We start from the raw sequence: 26,263 nt of genomic DNA, 5'->3' as shown, positions 1-26,263 counted from the left end.
AGAGCGGATAACGGGATAATCAGTTAAGCAGTTTCTGCTTTGCCTTGTGGCTTTTCTTCATCTGCAAGGTCTGTTTCACCTTTACCTTTCGACTTCTTAATCACGTAGCCAGTGATAGATAGTGAGGCAACAATACCTAGAATTGTTGACAGCTGCATTGGCAGACCGAAGCCTAGGGTTGCGTTATTCAAGATGAAGGTAATAACAACCGTCGTCATAAAGATGGCTGGAACAGTCGTTACCCAGTGCATCTTGTTGTGACGTAGTAGGTAAGCCGAGGCTGTCCACAACATCATTACTGCAGTTGTTTGGTTAGCGAAACCGAAGTAGCGCCAGATAACACCAAAGTCTACTTGAGTTAAGATGCCACCGATAACGAATAGTGGTAGAGCCATCAGTAGGCGGTTACGTAGTGTTTTCTGCTCCATGTTGAAGTATTCAGCAAGGATTAGACGGCTAGAGCGGAATGCAGTATCACCTGAAGTGATTGGCAGAATAACCACACCTAGGAAAGCAAGCACACCACCAAATACACCCAATAGGCCAAATGAAGCGCTGTACACTACGTTACCTGGACCACCATTTTTAACTGCTTCAGCTAGCGAGTCGATAGAGCCGAAGAAAGACAGAGCAAGAGCACACCAGATAAGAGCGATAACACCTTCACCGATCATTGCACCGTAGAAGACGAAGCGACCATTCTTTTCGTTTTCCATACAGCGCGCCATCAGTGGAGACTGTGTTGCGTGGAAGCCAGAGATAGCGCCGCAAGCAATAGTGATGAATAGAGCTGGCCATAATGGTAAGTCATTTGGGTTCATGTTGGTGAACATATCGCTGACTTCAAAGCCACCCATAACTTGGTGCTCGCTTGATAGTGCCACTGCTGTGATAAGACCAACAGACATGAAGATGAGCAGTGCGCCAAATAGTGGGTAGAAGCGACCAATAATTTTGTCGACAGGTACGATTGTCGCGATGATGTAATAAGCGAAGATAACCACAACCATGGTTGTCATGCTCATTGACATGCCCATTTGGTCATTCACTAGGTTAGTGATCATGCCTGCAGGTGCAGAAACGAATACCACACCAACAAGTAGCAACAAGACGATGGCAAAAATGTTCATAAAGTGTTTGGCGCCATTGCCTAAGTAACGACCGGTAATAGTAGGAACAGAAGCACCACCGTTACGTACTGAAAGCATACCTGAGAAGTAATCGTGCACTGCACCAGCAAAGATACAACCAATGACAATCCAAAGCATAGCGGCAGGACCGTATAGTGCACCCATGATTGGGCCGAAGATTGGACCAACACCAGCGATATTTAACAATTGAACCAAGTACACTTTCTTGGTCGACATTGGCACGTAGTCAACACCATCAGCTTTAGTGTGAGCTGGTGTTTGACGTTTTGTATTAATACCAAAGACCTTCTCAATGAAAGCCCCGTAGATAAAGTAGCCGCCGATCAAGGCTGCAACACAAGTTAAAAACCACAACATAACTGTTATCCCTAGTTTGTGATGACATTAAATTCTGGTAACCATTATAAAAATGATGAATTGGCTACACATCGGCTTATTCGGTTAGTGGTGGAATAGATGATTAAGTGGTCAATAACCAACTTAAGTGGTTTTATCGAAGAGTAAGTGGTCGTTTTTCCGAGTTAAGTGGCGGTAGAAAAGCGTGAAGCTCATCACTTAGTCAAGGATTGAGTGGTAAAAAACACTTAAAACTGGCATTGTGACGGCAGAGAGAGTTGGATGAAAAGGAATCTCATGAAAGCGTTTTTAGTGGCAGCATCCGCTTTGTTAATATTTGGATGCGCCAAAGGAGTGGATGACCTCGCTAAAGAGGGAAGTTGGGAACAGATTGGCTATCAAGATGGTGTGCGTGGGCAATTGTCTCGCAGTTACTCTGACCTTAATAAACTCGGCGCTGCCGTTCATTCAGAGTACGACTCGGGCTATCAAAGAGGCATTCTAGAGTTTTGTGATGCTGATTTTGCTTATCAAATCGGGTTATCTGGGCAGTATTACACTGGGGCGTGTGAAGGCTTACCCGATGGACAGCGTTTTAGAATGGAATGGCAACGCGGTTGGAATGACTATTCCCATTAAAAAATGATTTAGGAAGCTAGGGCATGACACCCTAGCTTTTTTATTCACTTTCTTGGCTCTTGCTTATTACCGCTTTTCTTAGGAAACCGTCTTGTTGATGTAACTGCTGATGTGCTTGCTGCTTATCTAATCCAGTTAGAATCATGAGAATCGACAGCTTCACGTCATATTGAGTTTCTTTTAACGTGACTTCTGCCTGTTGTTTGTTGCAATCCGTAGCCTGCATCACAATGCGCGTTGCTCTGGCGACTAACTTTGCATTGGTCGCTTTTACATCCACCATCAGGTTCTCATAGCTTTTACCTAAACGGATCATACTTGCTGTCGTGAGCATGTTGAGAACTAACTTCTGTGCGGTCCCCGATTTCAGTCTAGTGGAACCTGTCAGAGCTTCCGGACCTACCACAGGACTAATAGCTATTTGAGCGATGTTAGCAATATCAGAAGCGGGATTGCATGACAGTGCGACTGTCGTGGCACCCAATTGATTGGCGTATTCTAATGCGCCAATGACGTAAGGCGTGCGCCCACTAGCGGCGATGCCAACAACCACATCTTTTGAAGTCAGCTTATGGTCAATAAGGTCTTGTTCACCAAGAGCTGGGTCATCTTCTGCACCTTCTTTGGCTCGGAACATCGCGTCATTACCGCCAGCGATGATACCGACGACCATATCAGGGTCGGTGCCAAAGGTTGGTGGGCATTCTGATGCATCGAGTACGCCTAATCGGCCGCTGGTGCCAGCACCCAAATACAATAATCGACCACCTTGTTTAAAGGCCTTAGTGATGGCGTCTACCGCCAGCGCAATGTCTGGAATGACCTTTTCTACCGCAAGAGGCACTAGGGCATCTTGTTGATTCATGCGCGCTAGAATCTGTTGCGATGAGAGTAAATCTATATCCATGGTCTCAGGGTTTCTTCCCTCGGAGACAAGTTGAGAAAGCGCATTGAGAAGTGCGTCGTTAGTCATAGTGGTTCCTAGTCAGCTGAATAGAGTACGCCTAAAGGGACGGCTTTACTGGCGCCAGTTACTGAGGGCAAATTGCTCGGTATCTTGTTGAGATAGCAATGTGCAAGCCAAGCGAAGGCCATGGATTCCATATAATCTCCACTAATAGCTTCGCTATCGGTTGGTGCCACATTCCAGCCTTTAAGCAGTTCACTCAGGCGTTTCATTATTATTGGGTTATTTGCGCCACCGCCACACACTAAAAGCTTCGGCGTAGTACCGATGGGATAGTTCTCAATGGCATTAGCGATAGTCAGGGCGGTAAATTCGGTCAGAGTTCTGAGCACATCATGCTCGTTTATTGGCGTTGAGATGGCAGCAAGGCATTGTTTCAACCACTGTTCATGATAATGCTCGCGTCCGGTACTTTTTGGTGCAGGACGTTTTAGGTAGTCATCTTTGAGCATTTCATCTAACAAATGGGTGAGCACATTGCCTTGTGCAGCAAGCTGTGCATCTTTGTCAAAAGGTTGGCAAAAAGCGTGAGAACACCAATGATCCAAAAGCACATTTCCAGGTCCTGTATCAAAGCCAATCACATCGCCGTTGGGCTGCAATATGGAAACATTGGAAATACCACCAATGTTTAAAATCACCTGTGTTGAGTCACTATCGGCAAATAAGTAACGATGGAATGCGGGTACTAAGGGCGCACCCTGTCCGCCGAGCGCCATATCTTTACGCCGAAAGTCTCCGATTGTATCAATACCTGTTAGTGTTGCTAGGAGGTTATTGTCTCCCAACTGAGTGGTAAAGCGTATTGCACCATCTGGTTGGTGAAAGACGGTTTGGCCGTGATTACCGATGGCTGCGATATCGTGCTCCGTATAGGTGGTTTTACTAAGCAAAGAATTGACGGCCTCAGCATAAAGTAGCCCTAGCTGGTGGTCGAGCTCACCGATATGTTTAAGGTTGGTTTCTTGACCATGACAGATAGCAAGCACTTGAGTTTTCAGTGATTCAGGGTAGCTAAGGAAATCGCTGGCGAGTATGTTAATTTCACGGTCTTTTATCGATACCAGTGCAGTATCGACACCATCCAAACTGGTACCCGACATTATGCCTATGTAAAGCGCTTCCTTAGTCATCATAAACTTACTCCGTTTTTACCTAGCAATATTGTAAATCAAAAATAATCAGAATAATCTCTGGAGACGCCCATTTGATAATAAATTTGCAGAGGAGCAATTATGGGACCGCTATGGCTTGATGTGGAAGGTTATGAACTGAGTGCTGAAGATAAAGAGATTCTTGAGCATCCTACCGTTGGGGGCTTGATTTTGTTTGCGCGTAACTATCATGATTCCGAGCAGCTTATTGAACTGAACCGCCAAATCCGTCAAGCGGCGAAAAAGCCCATTGTTATCGGTGTGGACCAAGAGGGGGGGCGTGTTCAACGTTTTCGAGATGGTTTTACATTATTGCCGCCAGCCGCTCGATACGCGCAATTACGTGATGAAGCGCTCGCGAACCAAGCTGGTTGGCTTATGGCAGCAGAATTGATTGCTCACGATATTGATTTGAGCTTCGCGCCTGTTCTCGACCAAGGACACCAATCTAAAGCCATCGGCAATCGTGCTTTTGGTGATAACTTTCAAACCATCGTCCAGTACAGCACAGCGTTTATGGCCGGCATGAAAGCTGCGGGTATGGCGACTACTGGCAAGCACTTCCCTGGTCACGGAGGAGTAACGGCAGATTCTCATTTCGAAACGCCAATGGACAGTCGAGACACTATCTTTGAAGATGATATGCGAATCTTCAAGGCTCATATCAAAGCGGGTGTGTTGGATGCAATGATGCCAGCTCACGTAGTGTTCCCACATTATGATGACAAGCCTGCCAGTGGTTCGAGCTATTGGTTAAAAGAGGTACTTCGTAATCAGCTAGGCTTTCGAGGCATAGTATTCTCTGATGATCTTTCTATGGAAGGCGCGGCGATCATGGGAGGACCCGCAGAGCGTGCTCAACAAGCGCTGGACGCAGGCTGTGATACGTTGCTCATGTGTAATAATCGTCAATACTCTATCGAAGTACTAGATAACTTACCAATTACTAAGGTGAAGCAGGCTAGTCGGATGTTGAGGAAAAAAGAGTTTAATTTAGAAGACCTTAAGAAGAGTGCTCAATGGAAAGCGGCGAATCACAAAATTCTGTCGTCGTTGGAAGGTTAAGAGTCGCTATTGCTATCCCCTTGTCGGTGCAGGGGGATAGGAATTGAGAAATGCCTAGCCTCAGCTGATCGAGATAGGTGGTAATACTTCCGTTAATGAAAGCCTAACGTCTCTTTTAATGATTTCAGGTAGCGGCGACTTACAGGTATTGGGTGATCACTTTGAGTAATGATCTCCGCTAACCCATTGTCTAACAACTTAATTTCTTTAATAGCTTTGACGTTCACTAAAAACTGGCGGTGGCAACGGATCAACGGCGTTTTATCTTCCAGTACTTTAAGCGTTAGCTGCGATGTGGCCTTTTGTTCGGCAGTTTGAACATGTACACCGGAAAGGTCGCTGTAGGCAAACTCAACATCGGTAGTTGGAATAATGACGATACGGTTGTGGCCGACACAAGGGATTTGGTCGAGTGTTTGTGGTGCGAGAGTATCGATCGCTTCCAGCGTTTGTTGCTCACGTTTTTTTAGTCGCTTAACGGTTTTTTCAAGACGACACGGATCAACAGGTTTTAGTAAGTAATCGAACGCATTATCTTCAAACGCTTGGATGGCATATTGATCGTAAGCGGTGACAAAGACGACTTTCGGCATGGTATCAGGGTCGAGCATGCCAAGTAGTTCAATACCGGTGACTTGTGGCATTTGAATATCAAGAAAGACCACATCTGGTTTGAGTTGGTTAATTTTCTTGAGACCTTCAATGGCATTACTTGCCTCACCAATGATGTCAATTTGCTCGGTTTCCTCCAAGAGCTCTATTAGCTCTTCACGAGCAAATAACTCATCATCAATTACTAAAGCTGTTAACTGTGTCATGACGCAATAGCCGTCCTTTTATCTTTGCGTGTAGAAGGCGAGGGGATGATAAAGCTCATTCGCGTAAAGTGGTCTTTTTCCACTTCAATTTTTAGCGCTCCGTCACGACCAAATTGATTTGTTAAGCGTTTACCGACAATTTGCATACCTAGCCCTTCATGTCCCTCCTTGGGCGCAATAAAGGTTCCGGCATTATCCTCGACGACTATCTCACTCCCTGACTGAGTGGTGTGACTATAGATTCGAATGATCCCACCTTCAATTAAATTGGAAATACCATGCTTAATCGCGTTTTCAACCAGAGGTTGTAAAGTGAAGCTCGGTACTTCTTGTTCTAACAGTTCTGGAGCAATATCAATATCCACTTCTAAACGGTCGGTAAAACGTGCTTTTTCGATAGTGAGGTAGGCGTTAACGTGGGCTAATTCCTCTTTCAAGGTGACCGTTTCGATATTCTGTTTCAGGTTGCTACGGAAAAACTGAGAAAGATGCTGTATTAGGCTGCGTGCTTTATCAGGGTCGCGTCTAGTGATAGCACTAATGGTATTCAATGCATTAAACAGAAAATGTGGGTTAACTTGTGCGTGAAGTAGCTTGATTTCGGCCTGTTTGAGTAAGGTCTGTTTATTTATGTAGTCACCATGAAGGATCTGGCTAGAGAGCAGCTGAGCAATACCTTCAGCCATGGACATATTAATGGTTGAGAACAGCTTACGCTTGGGTTCGTATAGCTTGATAGTGCCAATTACTTCGTCACCCGTGCGCAGTGGAATTATAAGCGCAGATCCCAGTTTACAGTCTTCAGAGATTGAGCACTGGTAAGGATTCTCTTTGCCATCGAGGTAAATGATCTCGTTGTTGTTCATCGAATCGAGCGTACTTTGAGAGGAGATAGGTCGGTTAAGGTGATGATGGTCAGCGCCTATACCGACAAAAGCCAGTATCTTGTCATGATCGGTAATGGCGACAGCACCGACATTGGTTTCTTCGTAGATAATTCGTGCAATCTTGCTGGCGTTATTGGAGTTAAAACCATGGACTAAAATGCCCACGGAACGTTCTGCAATGTTTAATGCGCGACGAGAGAAGGTCGCTGAGTATTCCTCGAAAATGGTCTTACGGTCTTGAAGAATGCTCATGAATAGCGCGGCACCGACAGAGTTGGCGATGATCATCGGAGCAGCAATATCAGAAACGAGCGCATAAGCTTGATCAAAAGGTTTAGCTACAATGAGGATGATTAGCATCTGAACCAGTTCCGCCACAAAAGTAATGTAGAAGACAACCAGGGGGTTAAATAGCTCTTCTTTTTTATCCTTTCTGAGAAAATACAGATGCATTAAACCACCGATTACCCCTTCTGCCGTAGTGGAAATCGCGCAGGCTAAATCGGTAAATCCTCCTAAGGTGTAGCGGTGTAGACCACCGGTTAATCCAACAGCAAATCCTACGATGGGGCCGCCGAATAGCCCTCCCATCACCGCACCAATGGCTCGAGTATTGGCGATAGCGTCGTTGATTTGCAATCCGAAGTAGGTGCCCAAAATACAAAACGATGAAAACAGCACATAAATGCTGAGTTTATGACTTAAACGATTGGAGACACTAAACAGTGGAATAAAAAGCGGAGTCTTGCTCAGCATATAAGCGAGCATTAGATACACGCACATCTGCTGCAAAAGGGAGATGATTAAGTCCATAGATTACAACCAACAACGAAGTTGTATTTTATTGTATACGCAACTGGCCAATCGTGGCAGTTTGTTATCATCGAACTGTTAGCAAGAACTGAAGCGCCAGTAATTCTGGATGTAAAGTTATATTTACATATAATGTTTTTTATAGTTTACGCTTGCATGTGTTTTTTATCTAGGTATATTACCAGTTAAAGCTTAGCCGGACGGTTTTAATTATAAAGTTCGGTGTAAAATAATATTTACAGGTGAGGCCATGAAGAAGAGTGAACTAAGTAATATTAATATCAGTGACGAACAGGTACTGATTACACCAGAACAACTAAAAGAAAAATTACCGCTGAGTGAAAAAGCTAGAAAGTTCATTCAAGATTCCCGTGAGACTATCGCTAACATTATTCATAAGAAAGATCATCGTCTACTTGTCGTATGTGGGCCTTGCTCTATTCATGATGTAGAAGCGGCGAAAGAGTACGCAAAGCGTTTGAAAGCGTTGTCGGAGCAGCTTAACGACCAGCTATACATTGTTATGCGTGTGTACTTTGAAAAGCCGCGTACAACGGTAGGCTGGAAAGGCTTGATTAATGACCCTCAACTGGATGGTACCTTCGATATTGAGCACGGACTGCACGTAGGGCGCGAACTCTTGGTAGAGCTTGCAGAAATGGATATTCCATTAGCGACAGAAGCGCTTGACCCGATCAGTCCACAATACTTGGCGGATACCTTCTCATGGGCGGCAATTGGTGCACGTACAACAGAGTCACAAACTCACCGCGAAATGGCCAGTGGTCTTTCGATGCCAATCGGCTTCAAAAATGGTACCGATGGTAGTTTGGCGACAGCAATTAATGCGATGCAAGCTGCTTCATCAAGTCACCGTTTTATGGGAATCAACCGTGAAGGTCAAGTCGCCCTATTAACGACTCAAGGTAACGAAAATGGCCATGTTATCTTACGTGGTGGTAAGCAGACCAATTATGACTCAGTATCGGTCACCGAATGTGAGCAAGAGTTAGCGAAATCGAATCTTGATGCGTCATTGATGGTGGATTGTAGTCATGCTAACTCTCGTAAAGATTACCGTCGTCAACCACTAGTAGCTGAAGATGTCATTCACCAAATCCGAGAAGGCAACAAATCTATTATTGGTCTAATGATTGAGAGTCATATCAATGAAGGAAACCAAAGTTCAGATATTCCTCTAGATCAAATGAAATATGGGGTGTCGATCACCGACGCATGTATCAATTGGGATACAACTGAGGCACTATTACGTCATGCTCATAAAGAGCTTGTCCCATTCTTGGAAAATCGTATTAAGGAATAATCACGTCCATGGCTGCTGAATTGAACGCATTGCGCGACCAAATTGATGAAGTCGATAAGCAAATGCTCGAGCTTCTTGCGAAGCGTCTATCCCTAGTAGAACAAGTTGGTGAAGTGAAAAGCCGTCATGGTTTGCCTATCTATGCTCCGGATAGAGAAGCTGCCATGCTAGCGTCTCGTCGTGAAGAGGCGGCGAAGAAGGGCATACCACCACAGCTAATTGAAGACATTCTGCGCCGTACGATGCGCGAGTCTTACGCGAGCGAAAAAGACTCTGGATTCAAATGTCTAAATCCAGAGTTACGTTCAGTGGTTATCGTTGGTGGTAACGGTCAACTTGGTGGCCTATTTGGTAGAATGTTCAAACTGTCTGGCTACGAAGTCAAAGTACTAGGCAGCCAAGATTGGGATCGTGCAGATGAGATTCTCGATAATGCTGGTTTGGTTGTTGTCACTGTGCCGATTCACCTCACTGAGGGTGTGATTGAAAAGCTAAATGCGTTACCGAAAGATTGTATCCTTTGTGATTTAACATCGATCAAATCTAAACCTTTGAACTCAATGCTTGATATTCACAAAGGTCCCGTTGTTGGTCTTCACCCGATGTTTGGTCCTGATGTACCAAGCCTTGCGAAACAGGTGATTGTTTACTGTGATGGCCGAGGTGAGAACGAATACCAGTGGCTGTTGGAGCAGTTCAAGATTTGGGGCGCAAGTTTGTGTCAGATTTCTGCAGAGCAGCATGATAAAGGCATGACGCTTATCCAAGCGCTTCGTCACTTTACCTCGTTTGCTTACGGTCGCCACTTAAGTCAGCAGAACCCGGATTTAGATACGTTAGTTAAACTCAGTTCACCTATCTACCGACTCGAGTTGGCGATGGTGGGTCGATTATTTGCTCAAGACCCAAGCTTATACGGTGACATTATTATGTCTTCAGAAGAGAACATTGAGATGATCAAGTGCTTCCATAAACAGTTTGGAGAAGCATTAGCACTGCTTGATAGCAAAGATAAAGATAAGTTCATCTCTGAGTTTAATGAAGTTAGCGAGTGGTTTGGTGATTATTCACAGCAGTTTATGTCTGAGAGTCAGAATCTACTGAAGCAGGCTAACGATGCCATTCATCGCGGTTAAAAGCGTGCGATGAAAGAACCAATTAAAAAAACGCAGCGAAGTCGCTGCGTTTTTTTAGTTTGTCTGTTCACTTGTTTCGCTGGTGGCGTCTTCGGTAACGGCAGTTTTAATCGAAGAATCCACATAGGGTGCATTGGTTAGGTTGATTTGTAGCTTAACCACGCTCCCGACAAGATCAATCAGCGGTGCCCATTGCACTTTCTTTTCTTTCTCGAATACGTAATCGAAGTTCTCAGGGCTCCAATCGATGAAGTACTGAGGGTTAAGTGTGCGCCCCAAAAAGCGTACTTCATAGTGAAGGTGTGGTCCGGTTGAATTACCGCTATTTCCACACGTAGCGATGACGTCTCCTTTGCTGACGAACTGCCCACTCTTAGCTTTAAACTTATGTAAGTGAGCGTAAGAGCTCATAAAACCAAATGAATGGCGCACCGTCATATAGTTACCATAACCTTGACGGCTTGGTCTTACCGTTTCAATAACGCCATCGGCTGGCGCTAAGATTTGTTCACCTGTTTTACAGGTTAGGTCGATACCAGTATGTAACTGGCGTTTACCAGATATAGGGTTAGTACGTCGTCCATAAGACGAGGAAACGCGCTGATAAGTAACCGGGCTATCATTGGGAATTAAGCGCAGCATTGTGGCACGAACTGCGGAGTCAATGGCGGCCGCATCAATACGCTCCGCTAATGGCATTTCAGCATCGTAGAGCTCTTCATCGGTGAGACCAAGAACTGTTTCCACGTCATTAACTCGTTTGCTCAGGAGTTGGAGCTCATCACGTTTCTCTTCAAGTTCTTGAGAAAGATCGTGAGTGACATTGACTTGTTCTTCCAGTTTAGCTTCAAGTAGCGCTTTTTCTTGCTGTAGATCCGTCAGAGACACTTCAGTAGATGACAGCTGTGTTTGAGATTGGTTATAGGAATAACCGACTAAGCCCAAGGCAACAGGAAAGGCTGCAGCGAAGAGGATGGCAGTGTAAGTACGCTTTCGTCCTAAACGCAGAGTTCGTTTCTTTCCTTGTTCATTCGGTATTACTACCTTGATTCTATTCGGCATAGTGATTATCGCAACACTACATTTGTCTATGAAATGTGGTGATTTTTCAGTTAATTTCGTTATTTTGTGGGTGAAAATCACAAAAAAGAGGGCGCTATTATTAGCGCCCTCTTGAAAAAAAACAAGTTTATCTCAAATTCAAACGGTTATTTTGAGATGCGTTTGTATTTAATACGGTGTGGTTCAGCAGCTTCTGGACCCAAAGTCTTCTTCAGCCATTCCATGTACTCAGTGTAGTTACCTTCATAGAAGTTAACTTGACCTTCATCGCGATAGTCGATGATGTGAGTAGCGATACGGTCTAGGAACCAACGGTCGTGCGAGATAACCATGGCACAGCCTGGGAACTCAAGTAGTGCTTCTTCAAGTGCACGTAGAGTTTCAACGTCTAGGTCGTTGGTAGGCTCATCGAGTAGTAACATGTTGCCACCCGCTTTAAGAAGCTTAGCTAGGTGAACACGGTTGCGCTCACCACCGGAAAGTTCACCGATGATCTTCTGTTGGTCGCTACCTTTGAAGTTAAAGCGTGAGCAGTACGCGCGCGCAGGAATTTCAAAGTTGTTGATCTTAATGATGTCAGCGCCTTCTGAGATCTCTTGGAAAACCGTATTGCTATCGTTCATTGAATCACGGAACTGTTCTACAGAAGCCAGTTTCACGGTATCACCAAGTTCAATCGTGCCGGCATCTGGTTGCTCTGTGCCACTTAGCATTTTGAATAATGTCGATTTACCCGCACCGTTAGCACCGATGATACCTACGATAGCACCTTTTGGAATGCTGAAAGAAAGATCATCAATCAGTACACGGCCATCGAATGACTTAGTCAGGTTGTTCACTTCTAGAACTTTATCACCTAAACGCTCACCCGGTGGAATGAATAGCTCGTTCGTTTCGTTACGTTTTTGATGATCGCCACTTTGTAGCTCTTCAAAACGTGCCATACGTGCTTTTGACTTCGCTTGACGGCCTTTAGGGTTTTGACGAACCCATTCCAGCTCTTTTTCAATGGTTTTCTGACGAGCTTTCTCTTGAGACGCTTCTTGTTGCAGACGTGCGTCTTTTTGCTCTAGCCATGAAGTGTAGTTACCTTCCCAGGGAATACCTTCACCACGGTCAAGTTCAAGAATCCAACCTGCTGCGTTATCTAAGAAGTAACGGTCGTGGGTAATCGCAACAACAGTGCCATTGTAGTCCACTAGGAAGCGTTCAAGCCAAGCAACAGATTCGGCATCTAGGTGGTTGGTTGGTTCGTCAAGAAGCAGCATGTCTGGCTTCTCAAGCAATAGGCGACAGATAGCGACACGGCGACGCTCACCACCGGATAGGTGTTGAATCTTCGCATCCCACTCAGGTAGACGAAGAGCGTCAGCGGCACGCTCTAGGGCGTTCTCTAGGTTATGACCATCTTTCGCTTGGATAAGAGCTTCTAACTCACCTTGTTCTTTAGCCAATGCGTCGAAGTCTGCATCTGGTTCAGCGTAAGCCGCATACACTTCGTCTAGACGCTTCATTGCACCAGCAACATCGGATACTGCTTCTTCAACGATTTCACGAACCGTTTTTGATTCATCAAGAACGGGTTCTTGCGGCAAGTAACCTACGTTTAGACCAGGTTGCGGACGCGCTTCACCATCGATATCAGTATCAATACCCGCCATGATACGTAGAAGGGTAGATTTACCAGCACCATTTAGGCCTAGAACACCGATTTTTGCACCAGGGAAGAAGCTAAGAGAGATATCTTTAAGGATTTGTCGCTTTGGTGGCACTACTTTGCTCACGCGCGACATGGTATAGACGTATTCAGCCATTGCCGATCGTTCCTACTTTTGAAGTCAATAAAGTTGTTATTTTACACTACGCAGTCAGAACGTTTCAATTTTCGTTGTGCGATCTTAAGCCTCAATATCATTCAAAATGCGCGGTTTCGCCAAGAGTCAGGGAATTCTCAACAATGGAAACAAATTCTTAATGACAAACCCATTGGCAAGAAGGAGTAATTGGTCTTAAATTGAAGATTGACCATGTATTCAAATGAAGCTGACAAGGCTCAATAAAAAACGACAACAATAAGCTCACTGGTCATTCTTCACAGCATCTAAGGAAATCGGTACATGCTTTTATACGGACGGTATAAGCAACGACTGCTAGCAGTTACTTCGGTCATAGTAGCCTCACTGGCATGGCCTGCATTTGCGGCAGAAACAAAACTAGAACAACAACGCTCAGATTATGATAGGGCGCAAAAGCTCATTGATAAAAAAGATATCAGTGGTTATCAAAAACTTCGGCCTAAAATTGAAGATTACGCTTTGACTCCTTATGTCGATTATCGAGTGTTTTCTTTGCAGCTTGCAGATAAGTCGATTGAGGACGTCAATGCATTTATTGAGCAGCATAAGGGTTTCCCTTTCTCCTATCGTATTAGAGCGCCGTATTTGGATCAATTGGCCCGTCAAAACAAATGGCAAGACATTCTAACCTTTCAAACCTCTTACCCAAATGGCGAGCGATATCAATGTCACTACCACTATGCTCAGCTTAAAACTGGGAATAAACAGGAGGCGTACAAAGGCGCTCAAAACTTATGGTTGAGTGGAAATAGTGTTGATAGTGCTTGTGATAAGTTATTCAAGGAATGGGATAAGTCAGGAGCGCTGACCGACCAACTAATTGTCGAGCGAATGATCCTTGCTTTTGAAAAGCGTAATGGGTCATTAATTAACTATCTAAATAAGAAGCTGGCAACATCGACAGGTAAACAGCAGGGGAAACAAATTAAAGACCTGTTCAAATCACCTAATAAGGTGGTGTCTTTTGCTGACAGTAATTTCTCACAACCATATAAAAACCAGCTAACTGAACTGTCACTCCGAAAGTTAGCTCGTAGTGACAGAGATAAAGCAAGAACCGCACTAACTCAACTGAGTAAAAATGCCTCGCTAGACGATGAGTTGCAACAGTCGATGCAAGATTATGTGGCGATGCGTTACATCACGACGGATTCCGAAGCCGAAGCTAACTGGCGTGATAAAGTGCTTAGCCAATCAAGCAATGATGGTTACTTGGAACGTAGAGCGCGTCTTGCGGTGCAACAAGCCGATTGGAAAGGCTTGAACCGTTGGATTAGTAAAATGTCGCCAGAGAAACAAGAAACCAGTCGTTGGCAATATTGGTTGGCGCGTTCTGAGTTGGTAACAGGTAACAAAGAGCAAGGACAACAACGCCTAGAAGGGATTGTAGGTCAGCGTAACTTCTACAGCGCCGCTGCCGCGACATACCTAGAGCACTCTATTGTTTATCCTATTTCCACGACAGTGTTAGACTCCGAAGTCGTAGCGCCGTATCAAGCTAGCTTAGATCGAATCGAAGAGTTGATTGAGCGAGACAAAATAGCCGCAGCTAAATCAGAGTGGCGTTTCTTGTTGTCTAACGTAACTGCGGATGAGAAGCAGATGTTAGCGGCTTATGCTGGTAAGAACCGTTGGCATCACTTCACCGTCGTAGCGACAATTTCTGCCAAAATGTGGGACAACATGTCATTGCGCTTCCCAACGGCTCATCGCTGGTGGTTTGATTTCTACAGTGACAAGCTCGACCTTGATAGCGTGTTACTCATGTCGCTAGCACGTCAAGAAAGCGCGATGGATGTGGAAGCGCGCTCTCCTGTTGGTGCTCGCGGCGTGATGCAGATTATGCCAGCTACGGCAAAGTATACTGCGAAAAAGCACAAGATACGCTACGGCAGTACTAGTGACTTGTATCAGGTGGGTAAGAACATTGAGATAGGCTCGCACTACCTTAATGAGCTGCTTGATAACTACGATGATAACCGTATCTATGCATTAGCTGCCTACAATGCAGGGCCTAACCGCGTAAAACGTTGGCGTGAAGCTTCTGATGGCAAGTTAGATGCCATCGCCTTTATTGAAGCGATACCTTTTAGAGAGACTCGTGGTTACGTTCAGAACATTCTAATGTTTCAAGTCTACTATCGAGATTTACTTGGTGTTCAGGGAAGTTTCCTCACTGAAGCGGAAGCGAAAAAACGTTACTAGTGGAGATGGGCTACCAATTCATGTGGGCTTGGAGTTAGAATGGGTAACTGGATGTTTCTGATGGAATATTAAATGGAACCACACTATCAAGACTGGCAACAGGTACTCGACCTTATTCAGCGTTCGCAAAGCAGTGAGCAGCAAGCAATGCTGATGACGATGTTGCTAACACCAGATGAACGTGAAGCAGTGACGGCGCGGGTGAACATTCTCTGTGAGTTGTTAAAGGGAGACATGTCACAACGCCAAATTAGTCAGATGTTAGGCGTAGGTGTGGCGACCATTACTCGTGGCTCTGCGGAAGTAAAGCGCTTGGCCGACAAAGATAAGAACGCGCTCAGCGACTTATTGCTTAAGTAAGCGAAACCTACGGGTTTCGCTTACCTTGTTAGAGCAAACGTCTTTAGAAGTGTTCAGGATTGGTAAATGGGATCAGCGCCAGTATTAACGCTTGGTGATACACAGAACTGCGTGTGAGCTGATGCTGGGTTAGCAAACCAATTGCCCCGCCTTTTTGTTTGATATTATCGGTACCAAAGGTCTTATCCATCACATCGCCTAGTTCAACGCTTGGCGACAGCTGGTCTACGACAGCGGGTGGAAGCATTAGACTAGCGCTTCTTGATTCGCCCGTCTGTGTCTCTGTTTCAATAATCATCCATGCAAACGTGGAATGCCCATCTAAACCAGCTTCAATCCCAACATAGAAATCACCGTCTTTGACGGTTTTCTTGGCATTGTGAACTCGTGTTTTAGCACCAAGATGAGTTTCATCATTGCTCATAGGTTGCTCGGCCACGCCACTTGCCACGTTTACCCCTTGAAAAGTGAACGTTTGGCTAGGAAAAGCGGATTCAAAGGCGCTTTTTACGGCATTGATTTTGGCTGGGTTAAGCGACGCGATAACCACTTTGTTCATTATTACTTATCCTGTCTATACGTTTGGGCTTAATTCTAACGTAAATCTACCTTAGATTTGTCATTTAATAACGATGTGTTTTTTATCATTAGTGTGAGTGCTAAATGCCTCCATTAGGAATAATTAGAATTTATATGGTACGATATTCTGTATTTGATGGTAATGTTGTACGCATAAGAGATAATAGAAATGAGATTAAAAAAAGTAGTGGTTGCCTTAGGGCTTATTTCTCTTGTTGGTTGCCAAGCGACGCAGCGACAAAACGCGACAACAGGAGAGTATGAGACAAACTCAGCAACCAAAGGAGCTGTGATTGGCGCAATTGCTGGCACAGCTGTTGGTATTGCTTCAGGTGGTGATAGCCGTGGGATTCTTATTGGTGCGGCGAGTGGCGCAGCGTTGGGTGGTGGTGTCGGATATTATTTCGACCAACAAGAAAAAGCGCTGAGACAAGAGTTGTTAAATTCAGGTGTGCAAGTTGAGCGTGTTGGTGACAATCAACTTTTATTACGTTTAGAGAACGGTATTGGTTTTGACAGTAATTCTCACGCTCTTAACAGTAGTATTCACAACACACTGAGAGGTGTAGCGCGTATTTTGGTTGAGTATCCTGATACCAGTTTAGTTATCGAAGGCTATACAGATAGTACGGGTAGTGCTCAATACAACCAAGAGCTATCAGAAAAGCGCGCTGAGCAAGTACGTTCGTTCTTGATTAGTCAGAATGTAGCGGCAGGTCGTGCGGTCGCCCGTGGTAATGGTGAGCGATTCCCAATTTGCAGCAACTCTACACCAGATGGGCGTCAATGTAATCGTCGAGTGGAGATTAAGATTCTGCCGCTAAAGTAGCTTTGAAGACAGGCCACAGCTCGTAAAATAGAAATAGCCCCAGCTCATGATGACTGGGGCTATTTGTTTTTATTCACCTAAATCGGGCATCACTGGTTTTACGTTATCGATAGGGTAGCAACCCAGTACTTTAAGGTATTTAGTGATTTTTATAAGCTCATGAATGGCTTGTTGCATTGATTCTGAGTCTTTATGGGCTTCCACATCCACATAAAACATCTCTTCCCAAGGATTACCCATAATAGGGCGTGACTCGAGCTTGGTCATATTGATTCCATAGCGCTGGAGTACTAAGAGGGTTTCAACCAACGAACCTGCTTGTTGAGACGTCGCCATGATAAAGGTAGTTTTTGCTGGAATTTGCGCTGACACTTCAACAGGCTTTCTTGCAACGACGATGAATCGAGTATGGTTTTCTGTCTGATTAGCAATGTTGCTTTGAATCGATTGCAAGCCATACAGTTTGCCACTGGCTGCGTGGCCGATTGCAGCAACATCGTCTCTATTAAGCTGCTGAACTTTCTGCATTGCATCCGCTGTACTTGCACAAGACTCTAGTTGAACGCCAGATAGTCTGCCCAAGAACTCACTGCATTGCTGATGAGGTTGTGGGTGAGAGTACAGCGTTTTGATGTTTTCCAGACGAATTTCTTTGGTCGCAACCAAGCAGTGCTCAATAGGTTGGGTGATTTCACCAACGATATGTAAAGTCGTATGTTGCAGTAAGTCGAATACTTCATTAATTGAGCCAGAGCTGGTGTTTTCAATAGGCAATACACCGAAATCAGCATGACCTGACTCAACCGTTTTTGTGACTTCTTTAAACTGGTCACAATTGAGTTCAATGAGCTCCGTGTTCTTGCGAGAGAAATAATCTCGGCTTGCTAGGTGTGAATAAGAACCCTTAGCGCCTAGAAAGGCCACTCTAGCAACAGGTTTTCTGCTTTGTTGCGGGTTGGCTAGGTTTTGCAGGTAAACCTGTTGCAGCAGAACAGAATCTTCAATGATGGTGTGGAAGATCTTTGTGATGTAAGACGCATCCAGCTCGTACTTGTCTTTACCGTTATTAATGAGCTTAACCAAAAGCTGTTGCTCACGAGCGGCATCACGAACCGGTTTTGAGGTTTCTACTTTGCTTTTTGCTACTTCAATGCTGAGCTTGCGACGTTCAGAAAGAAGCTGCAACAAGTTGTCGTCTAGCTCGTTCAGACGTAAGCGAATTTCTTCAAGTGAGTAGTTTGTGTCTGTCATCAAATAATCCTTATAAAAAAACCTCCCATTGGGAGGCTTTCCGTTCGTTTTTGACTTTTCTTTCGAAAACGAAGAAGCCTCCAAGCCTAGTGGAGAAAAAAGAAGTCAAAAAAGAACAGATTAATCGGGTACATAGAAAATGTAGTCTTAAGTTTTTTTGGGCTAAGCCACACAATAAGCAAGGGAGTGGGGAGCGTCAAGCAAAAAAATAGCGCCTTACGGCGCTATTCTACAATCGTTTTATTTACGAGCCTTTATTCGGTTTCTTCTACTAACTCAGGCTTATCCGTGCGTCTCGCTTCTGGCTTATGTCTGAGTTTGTTTAGCTGACGTTCTAACTTCTGTTCTACCTCGTTAACGGCAGCATATAAATCTTCATGAGTAGCGGAAGCGACAAGTTTGCCTTTGGGTACCGTAATGGACGCTTCGAATTTCATTTGTTTGTTCGGCTCTTCGCTGAAAGCAGTCTGGCAACTAATGATATCCACTTGCCATTTTTCTAACTTCTTAAACTTGCTTTCGATATGCTCACGGATTGCAGAGGTGATCTCAATGTTTTTACCAGTGATGTTTACTCTCATATGTTTTTTCCTCTGTTGCATCCCTCATGGGTTAACTCCAGATTACTTATCCATGGAGAAAAGAATGTGATATAGATCACTAAAATGATAGGGTTTTTCGCATCAAAATTTAAATGTGATCTAACGCAAAACTTTTCACTGTTAACACATGAAAAGACTTTCTTTTCCGTCAAAAGTCATTAATTTGGAAAGAGTAGCGCACTGAAAATCCTCCATTTTTGGCGCGTTTTTACGACCTAAGAAATCTCCTGCTTAAAATTCACTCGACTTTAAAATGTGATCACTATCACTCAGTAATGGTTTCTTCTTTTGACCCCAAAACTCGATAAAATTCAATGTCACTATTTAGTGCTTGTTGCTCCTGCCTGATCTGCTGTAGAGACTCTAGCTGTTTGTAGATGACATAGTATCGATTGATATTGGCGACGTAAGTAACGGGCTCTGAGCTAATATTTCTTCGTGCCATCAGCTCCACATTGCCAAACCATTTATTGGGGTCGTAACCGTGCTTGGTGGCTAAGCGCCGCATTTTAGCGATGTTTCCCGGACCTGCATTGTAGGCCGCCAGCGATAAATAAACTTTGTCATCATTACTTATCGCGTCATCGCTAAAGTATCTATCTCGGATAAAGCGCATATATTTCACGCCAGCATGGACATTATTCTCAATTTTATTGATGTTTTTGATGTTTACATTGCGATCACGAGCGGTACTTGGAAGGACCTGCATGATGCCAACAGCGCCTTTGGGTGAGACTTTGTTTTGGTTTAGCTTAGATTCTTGAAAAGCCTGTGCAGCAATCATAAGGAAGTCAAAGTCGTATTTGTCGCCATATTTCTTGAACAATGAAATCAGCTTATCCAATTGTTGGACATTCTTAGGATCAAGGGCCTTTGAAAACCAGCCTGTGTTATCCAAATATTTGTTATAAATAACATTACCCAGCAATGTGCCTTGCTTGGCCGTTTTAATATAGGCGTTTACTTGTTTCTCTAATTTTGGTGAGTCTTTGCGCATGGCCCACGCGATTTGACCATCTTTACTCAATGGTATTGAGTCATGGATATTCAAATCGTCAAACGTCTTGTTCCAAAAGAATGCTTTATGGCTATCGAGGACGGTCGCTCCAATATAGCCTTGCTTGACCATTTCGACCAATTCGTAGTCTTGAAGCGTTTCTTCTAAATACTGAACGTAGACAGGAGGCTTATCATCGTTGGTTAGTTTTTGATTTAGTGCCTGTAAGTTCTCGAAATAACTGGAGCTTCCACGAACCCAAACTTCTTGACCACTCAGGTCTTCGACACTTTCTAAAGACGGATAGTCGCTAGTCGTCACAATCAGCTCGCTGATGTCAGAGAGAATCGGGGTACTGAACTGAATGATTTCTTGTCGTTTGGGTGTAATTGTGAGGTTTGCGACAACCAGATCTCCATAGCCATTAACTAAAGCCGGAATGAGGTCGTCTCTTGGTACAGGAATAACCTGTACTTTCATCTTGGAGTACTTCTTTTTGAGATTTTTCTCGAAGTGATAGAGCTGTTCCGCTCCAATCCCTTTGGGTTGTCCTTTTTCTATGTAATAGAAACCAAGATCAGCAGAGACCAAAACGCGAATAACACGCTTTTCTACTAAACTATCCAAATCACCAGTATAGGGTTCATTACTTAGAGGAGTTAACTCTAAAGCCCTTACTGGAAGTGTCATGATCCCTATGACAAAACATAATAAAATCGCTTTCACAACTATCCCTTTTTGCTACTTAGCTAAAGATAAATATATAAATAAAAAAGGAATTTTGCCAACTTATGGGCACAAAAAAGCGCTGCATTGGCAGCGCTTCTGGAAGGCGGATTTGTCTATAACCCTAAAGTGGGTTTAGTTCCATTAATTTCTCAGTACGCTCAACTTGCTCTTGCATTCCTAGTTCTTCGTACGCTTTCTTTTGCAGTACTAAAGATTGGCGAGCTGCTTCCGTATCAGGATAGGTTTTTTGAATTTCTTGAGCTCTATTGATAGCGGCAATCCAAGCTTCACGTCGGATATAGAAATCAGCGGTAGCAAGGTCATATTTAGCCAAACGGTTTTTCAACGCAACCATACGTTTCTGTGCGTCTTCGGCGTAAGCACTATTCGGGTAACGTTTTAGTAGGCGATCGAAATCAGCAAATGCAGCTTTTACTGGCTCAGGGTCGCGGTCTGAGCGATCGATCCTGAGAATGTCATGCATGAAGTTTCTGTCTTGTGCCATATGCGTTAGACCTCGCATGTACAACACCCAGTCAGAACGTTCGTGAGTTGGATTCAATCGAGAAAAACGCTCTATCGTAGCCAGACCCAGCGCTAAGTCATCGTTCTTGTAGTAAGCGTAAATCAAATCAAGTTGTACTTGTTCAGTGTAAGCACCAAATGGGTAGCGAGAATCCAGCGCTTCAAGGCGCTCAATGGCTGATGTCCAGTTACCACCTTGTAACGATTCTTGAGCTTCAGCGTAGAGCTGGGAAGGCGGAACATCTGGGACGGTGACTTCTTTGTCAGCACAACCAAACAACAAAGCTAGAGAAAGCAAGCTTGTTAGTTTAAGTAGTTTCATACGAGAACGAGTTTCCTTGACGTAAATATTTTTCCGTGTCCATTACTTTTCTTCTCAGTAACGGATACAATGATGGGCTATATTATCCACACTCGTGGTATTAGTCCCAAGGTTTTTTAAAAAGTTCGATATGGCTCAGCAGATTGAATTAACAAATACAGTAAAAGACAGCCAGTTAGGTCAACGTTTAGACCAAGCTGTAGCTGAATTGTTCGCAGATTTTTCCCGTTCGCGCCTGAAAGAGTGGCTTCTGGACGGAAAAATTGCCGTTAACGGTGAGGTAATCACTAAACCGCGTACCAAAGTTATGGGCGGTGAGTTGATAACCGTTCAAGCTGAACTAGAAGATGAAGAGCGCTTTGAAGCTCAAGACATTCCTCTTAATATCGTCTACGAAGATGATGACATTATTGTGATCAATAAGCCAAGAGATTTCGTTGTTCATCCTGGAGCAGGGACACCAGATGGCACGGTTCTTAATGCCTTGTTACATCATTTCCCAGCGATCGCAGAAGTACCACGCGCAGGTATTGTTCACCGCCTCGATAAAGATACGACAGGTTTGATGGTTGTCGCTAAGACGGTTCCTGCTCAAACTCGATTGGTACGTGCTCTACAAAAGCGTAACATCACCCGTGAATACGAAGCTATTGCTATCGGTAAAATGACGGCTGGTGGTATGGTAGATAAAGCGATCGGTCGTCACTCGACTAAACGTACACTGATGGCTGTGAACGAACTTGGTAAACCTGCGGTAACTCATTACCGAGTTGCAGAACATTTCCGAGAGCACACTCGTATTCGTTTACGTCTAGAAACGGGTCGAACTCACCAAATCCGTGTTCATATGTCTTATCTTCAGCATCCACTGTTAGGTGATAGCGCTTATGGTGGCCGCGCTCGTATTCCACGCGGAGCGAGCGAAGAACTGACTCAGATGATTCGTAGCTTTGATCGTCAAGCTCTGCACGCGGTAATGCTTAAGTTTGCGCATCCAGTTACTGGAGAAGAGATGACTTTCCATGCTCCTATTCCAGATGACATGGTGGTCATGACGGAAGCGTTGCGTGAAGACGCTAAGTTAAACAAAGAAGAAGATTATTAATGTCGCTTCTGACGCCAAACTGGAGCAAACCTAATAATGTTGAAGCGGTAAGCTCAACACGTGAGAATGGAGTCTCAAAGGCTCCATTTTCCAGTTTTAATTTAGGGATGCATGTTGGTGATGAACCTTCCGATGTATTGGCAAACCGTCGAGCACTGGAAATCAGTGCGAATATGCCGTCTTCTCCTGTTTGGCTTAATCAAACTCATTCGACTAGAGTCGCTATCGTTCAAGCTCCAACTGAACTGGTATTGGACGCGGATGCGAGTTTTACACGAACGCCCGGTGTCGTCCTTAGTGCCATGACGGCAGATTGCTTACCAATTCTAATATGTGCAAAGGATGGAACAGCAGTTGCTGCGGTCCATGCAGGATGGCGTGGATTGGCCGACGGGATTGTCGAAAAGGCCGCTGGCCTGTTCGATAGTGAAGCACAGGCTTGGATTGGACCAGCAATTGGCTTTGAGTCTTTTGAAGTTGGGCTGGATGTGAAACACGCATTTTGTCAGATGAATCCTGAATATGGAATTGCGTTTAAAGAAAGCGTGAATCCAGAGAAATGGCTTGCTGATCTGGCACTCATTGCACAGATGAAATTACAAGCTTCAGCGATCAGTGATGTAACGCTGAGTAACTTATGCACATTTAGCGATGAAAAGCGTTTCTTTTCTTATCGACGTGATGGAAAGACAGGTCGTATGGCAAGCTTTATCTGGATCAGTCACTGATTTTCACTCCTTTGTCTTGAAATCCGTTTTGCTAGCAACCATCTTAATTGCATAACAAGCTGTATGTAATTTAAACGGGGGTTGCTATGCGCCTAGATCGATTTACTAGCAAATTCCAAATTGCTATTTCTGATGCTCAGTCATTGGCATTGGGTCGAGATCATCAATATATTGAACCTGTTCACCTTATGGTTGCTTTGCTTAACCAAGAGGGCAGTTCTATTCGTCCACTATTAACCATGCTGAACGTCGATGTGGTTCAATTACGTTCCAAGCTGTCTGAGTTAATGGACAAACTTCCTAAAGTCACAGGTGTCGGTGGCGATGTTCAGCTGTCTAGTGCTATGGGGCAAATATTTAATCTCTGTGACAAAATTGCTCAAAAGCGTCAAGACGCCTATATCTCTTCTGAGATCTTTTTGCTTGCAGCAATAGAAGATAAAGGCCCTTTAGGTGCGCTTTTGAAACAGCAAGGGTTAACAGAAGCAAAAGTAAACCAAGCAATTGAGCAAATTCGTGGTGGTCAGAAAGTAGATGATCCCAATGCGGAAGAAAAGCGCCAAGCTTTGGAGAAATTTACCATCGATCTTACTGAGCGAGCGGAACAAGGCAAGCTTGATCCGGTCATTGGTCGTGACGATGAGATTCGCCGCACCATTCAAGTACTTCAACGTCGTACCAAAAATAACCCCGTCATTATAGGTGAGCCCGGTGTAGGTAAGACAGCTATCGTAGAAGGACTAGCACAACGCATTATAAATAATGAAGTCCCTGAAGGTTTGCGTGGGCGTCGTGTTCTTTCTTTAGATATGGGCTCATTGGTGGCTGGCGCCAAATATCGTGGTGAGTTTGAAGAGCGTTTGAAATCGGTCCTAAATGAACTAGCTAAAGAAGAAGGTAACATCATTCTGTTCATCGATGAGCTGCACACTATGGTTGGTGCTGGGAAAGGTGAAGGTTCGATGGATGCAGGCAATATGTTAAAGCCTGCATTAGCGCGCGGTGAACTGCACTGTGTAGGTGCGACAACATTGGATGAATATCGCCAGTATATTGAAAAAGATGCGGCGTTAGAACGACGCTTCCAAAAAGTACTGGTTGATGAACCAAGCGTCGAAGACACCGTAGCGATATTACGTGGTTTGAAAGAGCGTTATGAGCTCCATCACCATGTTGAAATTACTGACCCTGCTATTGTTGCTGCAGCGAGTTTATCGCATCGATATATTACTGATAGACAACTACCCGACAAGGCGATCGACCTTATTGATGAAGCTGCGTCGAGCATTCGACTTCAGATAGATTCGAAGCCAGAATCTTTGGATAAGTTAGAACGTAAAATCATTCAACTAAAAATCGAGCAGCAAGCTCTCAAAAATGAGTCGGATAATGCTAGTGAGAAGCGCTTGCTTGCTCTCAATGAAGAGTTAGAGTCAAAAGAGCGTGACTATGCGGAGTTGGAAGAAGTCTGGAATGCAGAAAAAGCAGCGCTATCGGGAACTCAACATATTAAGTCTGAACTCGAACAGGCAAGACTCGATATGGATGTGGCAAGACGTGCAGGCGATTTGAACCGAATGTCTGAGCTACAATATGGCCGTATCCCAGAGCTAGAGAAACAACTCGATTTAGCGACTCAAGCTGAAATGCAAGAAATGAGCTTGCTTCGCAACAAAGTGACAGATGCTGAAATCGCGGAAGTATTATCAAAGCAAACTGGGATTCCAGTATCTAAAATGCTTGAGGCAGAAAAAGATAAGCTTCTAAAAATGGAAGATGTTCTGCACAAACGCGTCATAGGGCAAGCGGAAGCTGTCGAAGTTGTATCTGATGCCATTCGCCGTAGTCGAGCTGGCCTCGCGGATCCTAATCGTCCAATAGGTTCTTTCTTATTCCTTGGCCCAACTGGTGTGGGCAAAACGGAACTATGTAAAACGCTTGCAAGTTTTATGTTTGATAGTGAAGACGCCATGGTGCGTATCGACATGTCTGAGTTCATGGAGAAACACTCAGTCGCTCGTTTAGTAGGTGCCCCTCCCGGTTATGTAGGTTATGAGGAAGGTGGATACCTAACGGAAGCCGTTAGACGTAAACCATACTCGGTTATTTTGCTGGATGAAGTTGAGAAGGCGCATCCTGATGTTTTTAATATTCTACTGCAAGTTCTCGACGATGGTCGCTTGACCGATGGACAAGGTAGAACAGTCGACTTTAGAAATACGGTAGTCATTATGACATCGAATCTTGGTTCATCTCGTATCCAAGAGAATTTCCAGGTGCTTGATTATGAGGGTATTAAGCGAGAAGTAATGGATGTTGTGACCTCTCACTTCAAGCCAGAATTCTTAAATCGTGTAGATGAAAGTGTGGTCTTCCATCCTTTGGGTGCGGAGCACATTAAATCTATTGCGGGTATTCAGTTGCAACGCTTGGGCAAACGCATGGAAGACAATGGCTATCACCTAGTGGTTGCCGATGCAGCTTTAGATTACATCGCCAAAGTAGGTTATGACCCAGTATATGGAGCTAGACCGCTTAAAAGAGCTATTCAACAAAGTATCGAAAATCCGTTGGCTAAAGAGATACTTGCCGGCAAAGTTGACCCGACTAAGCCAGTTCGTTTGATAGTGAACAACGACAAAATTGCTGTCGGGCAGTAAATAGCAAGGGAAATAGACTAATAAAAGGGGGCTTAGCCCCCTTTTTGTGTCTTTTTTCGACGCTTTGTTTCTTTTGTGTTCGAACGGCTGTAAAAAACGATTTTATTTCAAATTAGCGCTTGCCAAGAATTGGTTCATCTCTATAATGCCACCTCGCTGACAC

22 protein-coding genes and 1 other annotated feature are annotated in these 26,263 nt (G+C 44.4%); of the genes, 10 read left to right on the top strand and 12 right to left on the bottom strand.

Annotated elements, in window-relative coordinates:
• Positions 1-23: 23 nt before the first annotated feature.
• Positions 24-1,508, bottom strand: coding sequence for a carbon starvation CstA family protein (locus JKJ11_RS14070; protein ID WP_006072910.1), 1,485 nt, complete (start codon positions 1,506-1,508; stop codon positions 24-26).
• 276 nt (positions 1,509-1,784) lie between these two features.
• Here JKJ11_RS14070 and JKJ11_RS14065 point away from each other — a divergent pair, with 276 nt between their 5' ends.
• The gene (locus JKJ11_RS14065; protein ID WP_031493145.1) at positions 1,785-2,126 is read left to right on the top strand and encodes a DUF2799 domain-containing protein; all 342 of its coding nucleotides are present in this window, start codon (positions 1,785-1,787) and stop codon (positions 2,124-2,126) included.
• Positions 2,127-2,166: 40 nt separating this feature from the next.
• On the opposite strand, the gene murQ is transcribed toward JKJ11_RS14065, so the two are convergent.
• Complete coding sequence (gene murQ, locus JKJ11_RS14060) at positions 2,167-3,099, bottom strand: N-acetylmuramic acid 6-phosphate etherase (RefSeq protein WP_006072912.1); 933 nt, start codon at positions 3,097-3,099, stop codon at positions 2,167-2,169.
• An 8-nt stretch (positions 3,100-3,107) separates the two neighbouring features.
• Complete coding sequence (locus tag JKJ11_RS14055) at positions 3,108-4,226, bottom strand: anhydro-N-acetylmuramic acid kinase (RefSeq protein ID WP_252039123.1); 1,119 nt, start codon at positions 4,224-4,226, stop codon at positions 3,108-3,110.
• A gap of 102 nt (positions 4,227-4,328) precedes the next feature.
• Between JKJ11_RS14055 and nagZ the strand changes: the two genes are divergently transcribed.
• Complete coding sequence (gene nagZ, locus JKJ11_RS14050) at positions 4,329-5,312, top strand: beta-N-acetylhexosaminidase (protein ID WP_088876192.1); 984 nt, start codon at positions 4,329-4,331, stop codon at positions 5,310-5,312.
• A 92-nt stretch (positions 5,313-5,404) separates the two neighbouring features.
• On the opposite strand, the gene btsR is transcribed toward nagZ, so the two are convergent.
• Together btsR and JKJ11_RS14040 are read right to left on the bottom strand one after the other, a co-directional pair.
• Positions 5,405-6,130, bottom strand: coding sequence for a two-component system response regulator BtsR (btsR, locus tag JKJ11_RS14045; RefSeq protein WP_006072915.1), 726 nt, complete (start codon positions 6,128-6,130; stop codon positions 5,405-5,407).
• Positions 6,127-7,830 (bottom strand): sensor histidine kinase, encoded by a 1,704-nt coding sequence (locus JKJ11_RS14040; RefSeq protein ID WP_038223941.1) that lies wholly within the window; start codon positions 7,828-7,830, stop codon positions 6,127-6,129. Before JKJ11_RS14040 ends, btsR begins: the two co-directional genes overlap by 4 nt.
• 250 nt (positions 7,831-8,080) lie before the next feature.
• On the opposite strand from JKJ11_RS14040, the gene JKJ11_RS14035 reads away from it, so the two are divergent.
• Both JKJ11_RS14035 and tyrA read left to right on the top strand, forming a co-directional pair.
• Positions 8,081-9,154 (top strand): 3-deoxy-7-phosphoheptulonate synthase, encoded by a 1,074-nt coding sequence (locus tag JKJ11_RS14035; RefSeq protein ID WP_006072917.1) that lies wholly within the window; start codon positions 8,081-8,083, stop codon positions 9,152-9,154.
• Between the two features lie 8 nt (positions 9,155-9,162).
• A complete protein-coding gene (gene tyrA, locus JKJ11_RS14030) occupies positions 9,163-10,290 on the top strand; it encodes a bifunctional chorismate mutase/prephenate dehydrogenase (protein WP_252038355.1) in 1,128 nt (375 codons plus the stop codon).
• 54 nt (positions 10,291-10,344) lie between these two features.
• Here the strand turns inward: tyrA and JKJ11_RS14025 are convergent, their stop codons facing one another.
• On the bottom strand, positions 10,345-11,352 hold the full coding sequence (locus tag JKJ11_RS14025; RefSeq protein WP_031493144.1) for a M23 family metallopeptidase: 1,008 nt from the start codon (positions 11,350-11,352) through the stop codon (positions 10,345-10,347).
• Positions 11,353-11,498: 146 nt separating this feature from the next.
• The gene (gene ettA, locus JKJ11_RS14020; protein WP_006072920.1) at positions 11,499-13,166 is read right to left on the bottom strand and encodes an energy-dependent translational throttle protein EttA; all 1,668 of its coding nucleotides are present in this window, start codon (positions 13,164-13,166) and stop codon (positions 11,499-11,501) included.
• A gap of 303 nt (positions 13,167-13,469) precedes the next feature.
• Here ettA and sltY point away from each other — a divergent pair, with 303 nt between their 5' ends.
• Both sltY and trpR read left to right on the top strand, forming a co-directional pair.
• Positions 13,470-15,413, top strand: a complete 1,944-nt coding sequence (gene sltY, locus JKJ11_RS14015) for a murein transglycosylase (RefSeq protein ID WP_252038354.1) — start codon at positions 13,470-13,472, stop codon at positions 15,411-15,413.
• Between the two features lie 72 nt (positions 15,414-15,485).
• Positions 15,486-15,773, top strand: coding sequence for a trp operon repressor (gene trpR, locus JKJ11_RS14010; RefSeq protein WP_006072922.1), 288 nt, complete (start codon positions 15,486-15,488; stop codon positions 15,771-15,773).
• Between the two features lie 43 nt (positions 15,774-15,816).
• Here the strand turns inward: trpR and yjjX are convergent, their stop codons facing one another.
• Positions 15,817-16,332 carry an inosine/xanthosine triphosphatase gene (yjjX, locus tag JKJ11_RS14005; RefSeq protein ID WP_252038353.1) on the bottom strand — a complete coding sequence of 172 codons (516 nt, stop codon included), beginning with the start codon at positions 16,330-16,332 and terminating at the stop codon, positions 15,817-15,819.
• Positions 16,333-16,521: 189 nt separating this feature from the next.
• Here yjjX and JKJ11_RS14000 point away from each other — a divergent pair, with 189 nt between their 5' ends.
• Positions 16,522-17,181, top strand: coding sequence for a YiaD family glycine zipper/OmpA-like lipoprotein (locus tag JKJ11_RS14000; RefSeq protein ID WP_252038352.1), 660 nt, complete (start codon positions 16,522-16,524; stop codon positions 17,179-17,181).
• A gap of 69 nt (positions 17,182-17,250) precedes the next feature.
• Here the strand turns inward: JKJ11_RS14000 and pheA are convergent, their stop codons facing one another.
• The 4 genes from pheA to bamD all read right to left on the bottom strand — a co-directional run bounded on the left by pheA (position 17,251) and on the right by bamD (position 21,607).
• Positions 17,251-18,432, bottom strand: a complete 1,182-nt coding sequence (gene pheA, locus JKJ11_RS13995) for a prephenate dehydratase (RefSeq protein ID WP_006072925.1) — start codon at positions 18,430-18,432, stop codon at positions 17,251-17,253.
• 12 nt (positions 18,433-18,444) lie between these two features.
• Positions 18,445-18,564, bottom strand: a sequence feature (Phe leader region).
• A gap of 122 nt (positions 18,565-18,686) precedes the next feature.
• A complete protein-coding gene (gene hpf / locus JKJ11_RS13990; protein ID WP_006072926.1) occupies positions 18,687-19,013 on the bottom strand; it encodes a ribosome hibernation-promoting factor, HPF/YfiA family in 327 nt (108 codons plus the stop codon).
• A 286-nt stretch (positions 19,014-19,299) separates the two neighbouring features.
• Positions 19,300-20,721 carry an MltF family protein gene (locus JKJ11_RS13985; protein ID WP_252039122.1) on the bottom strand — a complete coding sequence of 474 codons (1,422 nt, stop codon included), beginning with the start codon at positions 20,719-20,721 and terminating at the stop codon, positions 19,300-19,302.
• A 160-nt stretch (positions 20,722-20,881) separates the two neighbouring features.
• Entirely contained in the window at positions 20,882-21,607 is a 726-nt protein-coding gene (gene bamD, locus JKJ11_RS13980) for an outer membrane protein assembly factor BamD (RefSeq protein WP_006072929.1), read from the bottom strand.
• Between the two features lie 130 nt (positions 21,608-21,737).
• Between bamD and rluD the strand changes: the two genes are divergently transcribed.
• The 3 genes from rluD (at position 21,738) to clpB (ending at position 26,100) form a co-directional block, all read left to right on the top strand.
• A complete protein-coding gene (gene rluD / locus JKJ11_RS13975) occupies positions 21,738-22,712 on the top strand; it encodes a 23S rRNA pseudouridine(1911/1915/1917) synthase RluD (protein WP_171389603.1) in 975 nt (324 codons plus the stop codon).
• Entirely contained in the window at positions 22,712-23,440 is a 729-nt protein-coding gene (pgeF, locus tag JKJ11_RS13970) for a peptidoglycan editing factor PgeF (protein ID WP_252038351.1), read from the top strand. Before rluD ends, pgeF begins: the two co-directional genes overlap by 1 nt.
• Before the next feature lie 86 nt (positions 23,441-23,526).
• Complete coding sequence (clpB, locus tag JKJ11_RS13965) at positions 23,527-26,100, top strand: ATP-dependent chaperone ClpB (protein WP_006072932.1); 2,574 nt, start codon at positions 23,527-23,529, stop codon at positions 26,098-26,100.
• The last annotated feature ends 163 nt before the right edge of the window (positions 26,101-26,263 follow it).

The organism is Vibrio sp. SCSIO 43133, from assembly GCF_023716845.1.
GTDB lineage: Bacteria > Pseudomonadota > Gammaproteobacteria > Enterobacterales > Vibrionaceae > Vibrio > Vibrio mediterranei.
Note: the sequence above shows the minus strand (reverse complement) of the source record. Positions and strands in the feature narration are given on the sequence as shown.

Excerpts from the sequence above, each read along its gene's own strand:
- JKJ11_RS14025 (WP_031493144.1), bottom strand. The coding sequence starts at position 11,352 with ATGCCGAATAGAATCAAGGTAGTAATACCGAATGAACAAGGAAAGAAA.
- sltY (WP_252038354.1), top strand. The coding sequence starts at position 13,470 with ATGCTTTTATACGGACGGTATAAGCAACGACTGCTAGCAGTTACTTCG.
- JKJ11_RS14055 (WP_252039123.1), bottom strand. The coding sequence starts at position 4,226 with ATGACTAAGGAAGCGCTTTACATAGGCATAATGTCGGGTACCAGTTTG.
- hpf (WP_006072926.1), bottom strand. The coding sequence starts at position 19,013 with ATGAGAGTAAACATCACTGGTAAAAACATTGAGATCACCTCTGCAATC.
- pheA (WP_006072925.1), bottom strand. The coding sequence starts at position 18,432 with ATGACAGACACAAACTACTCACTTGAAGAAATTCGCTTACGTCTGAAC.
- tyrA (WP_252038355.1), top strand. The coding sequence starts at position 9,163 with ATGGCTGCTGAATTGAACGCATTGCGCGACCAAATTGATGAAGTCGAT.
- ettA (WP_006072920.1), bottom strand. The coding sequence starts at position 13,166 with ATGGCTGAATACGTCTATACCATGTCGCGCGTGAGCAAAGTAGTGCCA.
- JKJ11_RS14000 (WP_252038352.1), top strand. The coding sequence starts at position 16,522 with ATGAGATTAAAAAAAGTAGTGGTTGCCTTAGGGCTTATTTCTCTTGTT.
- JKJ11_RS13985 (WP_252039122.1), bottom strand. The coding sequence starts at position 20,721 with ATGACACTTCCAGTAAGGGCTTTAGAGTTAACTCCTCTAAGTAATGAA.
- yjjX (WP_252038353.1), bottom strand. The coding sequence starts at position 16,332 with ATGAACAAAGTGGTTATCGCGTCGCTTAACCCAGCCAAAATCAATGCC.
- murQ (WP_006072912.1), bottom strand. The coding sequence starts at position 3,099 with ATGACTAACGACGCACTTCTCAATGCGCTTTCTCAACTTGTCTCCGAG.
- JKJ11_RS14065 (WP_031493145.1), top strand. The coding sequence starts at position 1,785 with ATGAAAGCGTTTTTAGTGGCAGCATCCGCTTTGTTAATATTTGGATGC.
- pgeF (WP_252038351.1), top strand. The coding sequence starts at position 22,712 with ATGTCGCTTCTGACGCCAAACTGGAGCAAACCTAATAATGTTGAAGCG.
- clpB (WP_006072932.1), top strand. The coding sequence starts at position 23,527 with ATGCGCCTAGATCGATTTACTAGCAAATTCCAAATTGCTATTTCTGAT.
- nagZ (WP_088876192.1), top strand. The coding sequence starts at position 4,329 with ATGGGACCGCTATGGCTTGATGTGGAAGGTTATGAACTGAGTGCTGAA.
- btsR (WP_006072915.1), bottom strand. The coding sequence starts at position 6,130 with ATGACACAGTTAACAGCTTTAGTAATTGATGATGAGTTATTTGCTCGT.
- JKJ11_RS14035 (WP_006072917.1), top strand. The coding sequence starts at position 8,081 with ATGAAGAAGAGTGAACTAAGTAATATTAATATCAGTGACGAACAGGTA.
- bamD (WP_006072929.1), bottom strand. The coding sequence starts at position 21,607 with ATGAAACTACTTAAACTAACAAGCTTGCTTTCTCTAGCTTTGTTGTTT.
- JKJ11_RS14040 (WP_038223941.1), bottom strand. The coding sequence starts at position 7,830 with ATGGACTTAATCATCTCCCTTTTGCAGCAGATGTGCGTGTATCTAATG.
- JKJ11_RS14070 (WP_006072910.1), bottom strand. The coding sequence starts at position 1,508 with ATGTTGTGGTTTTTAACTTGTGTTGCAGCCTTGATCGGCGGCTACTTT.
- trpR (WP_006072922.1), top strand. The coding sequence starts at position 15,486 with ATGGAACCACACTATCAAGACTGGCAACAGGTACTCGACCTTATTCAG.
- rluD (WP_171389603.1), top strand. The coding sequence starts at position 21,738 with ATGGCTCAGCAGATTGAATTAACAAATACAGTAAAAGACAGCCAGTTA.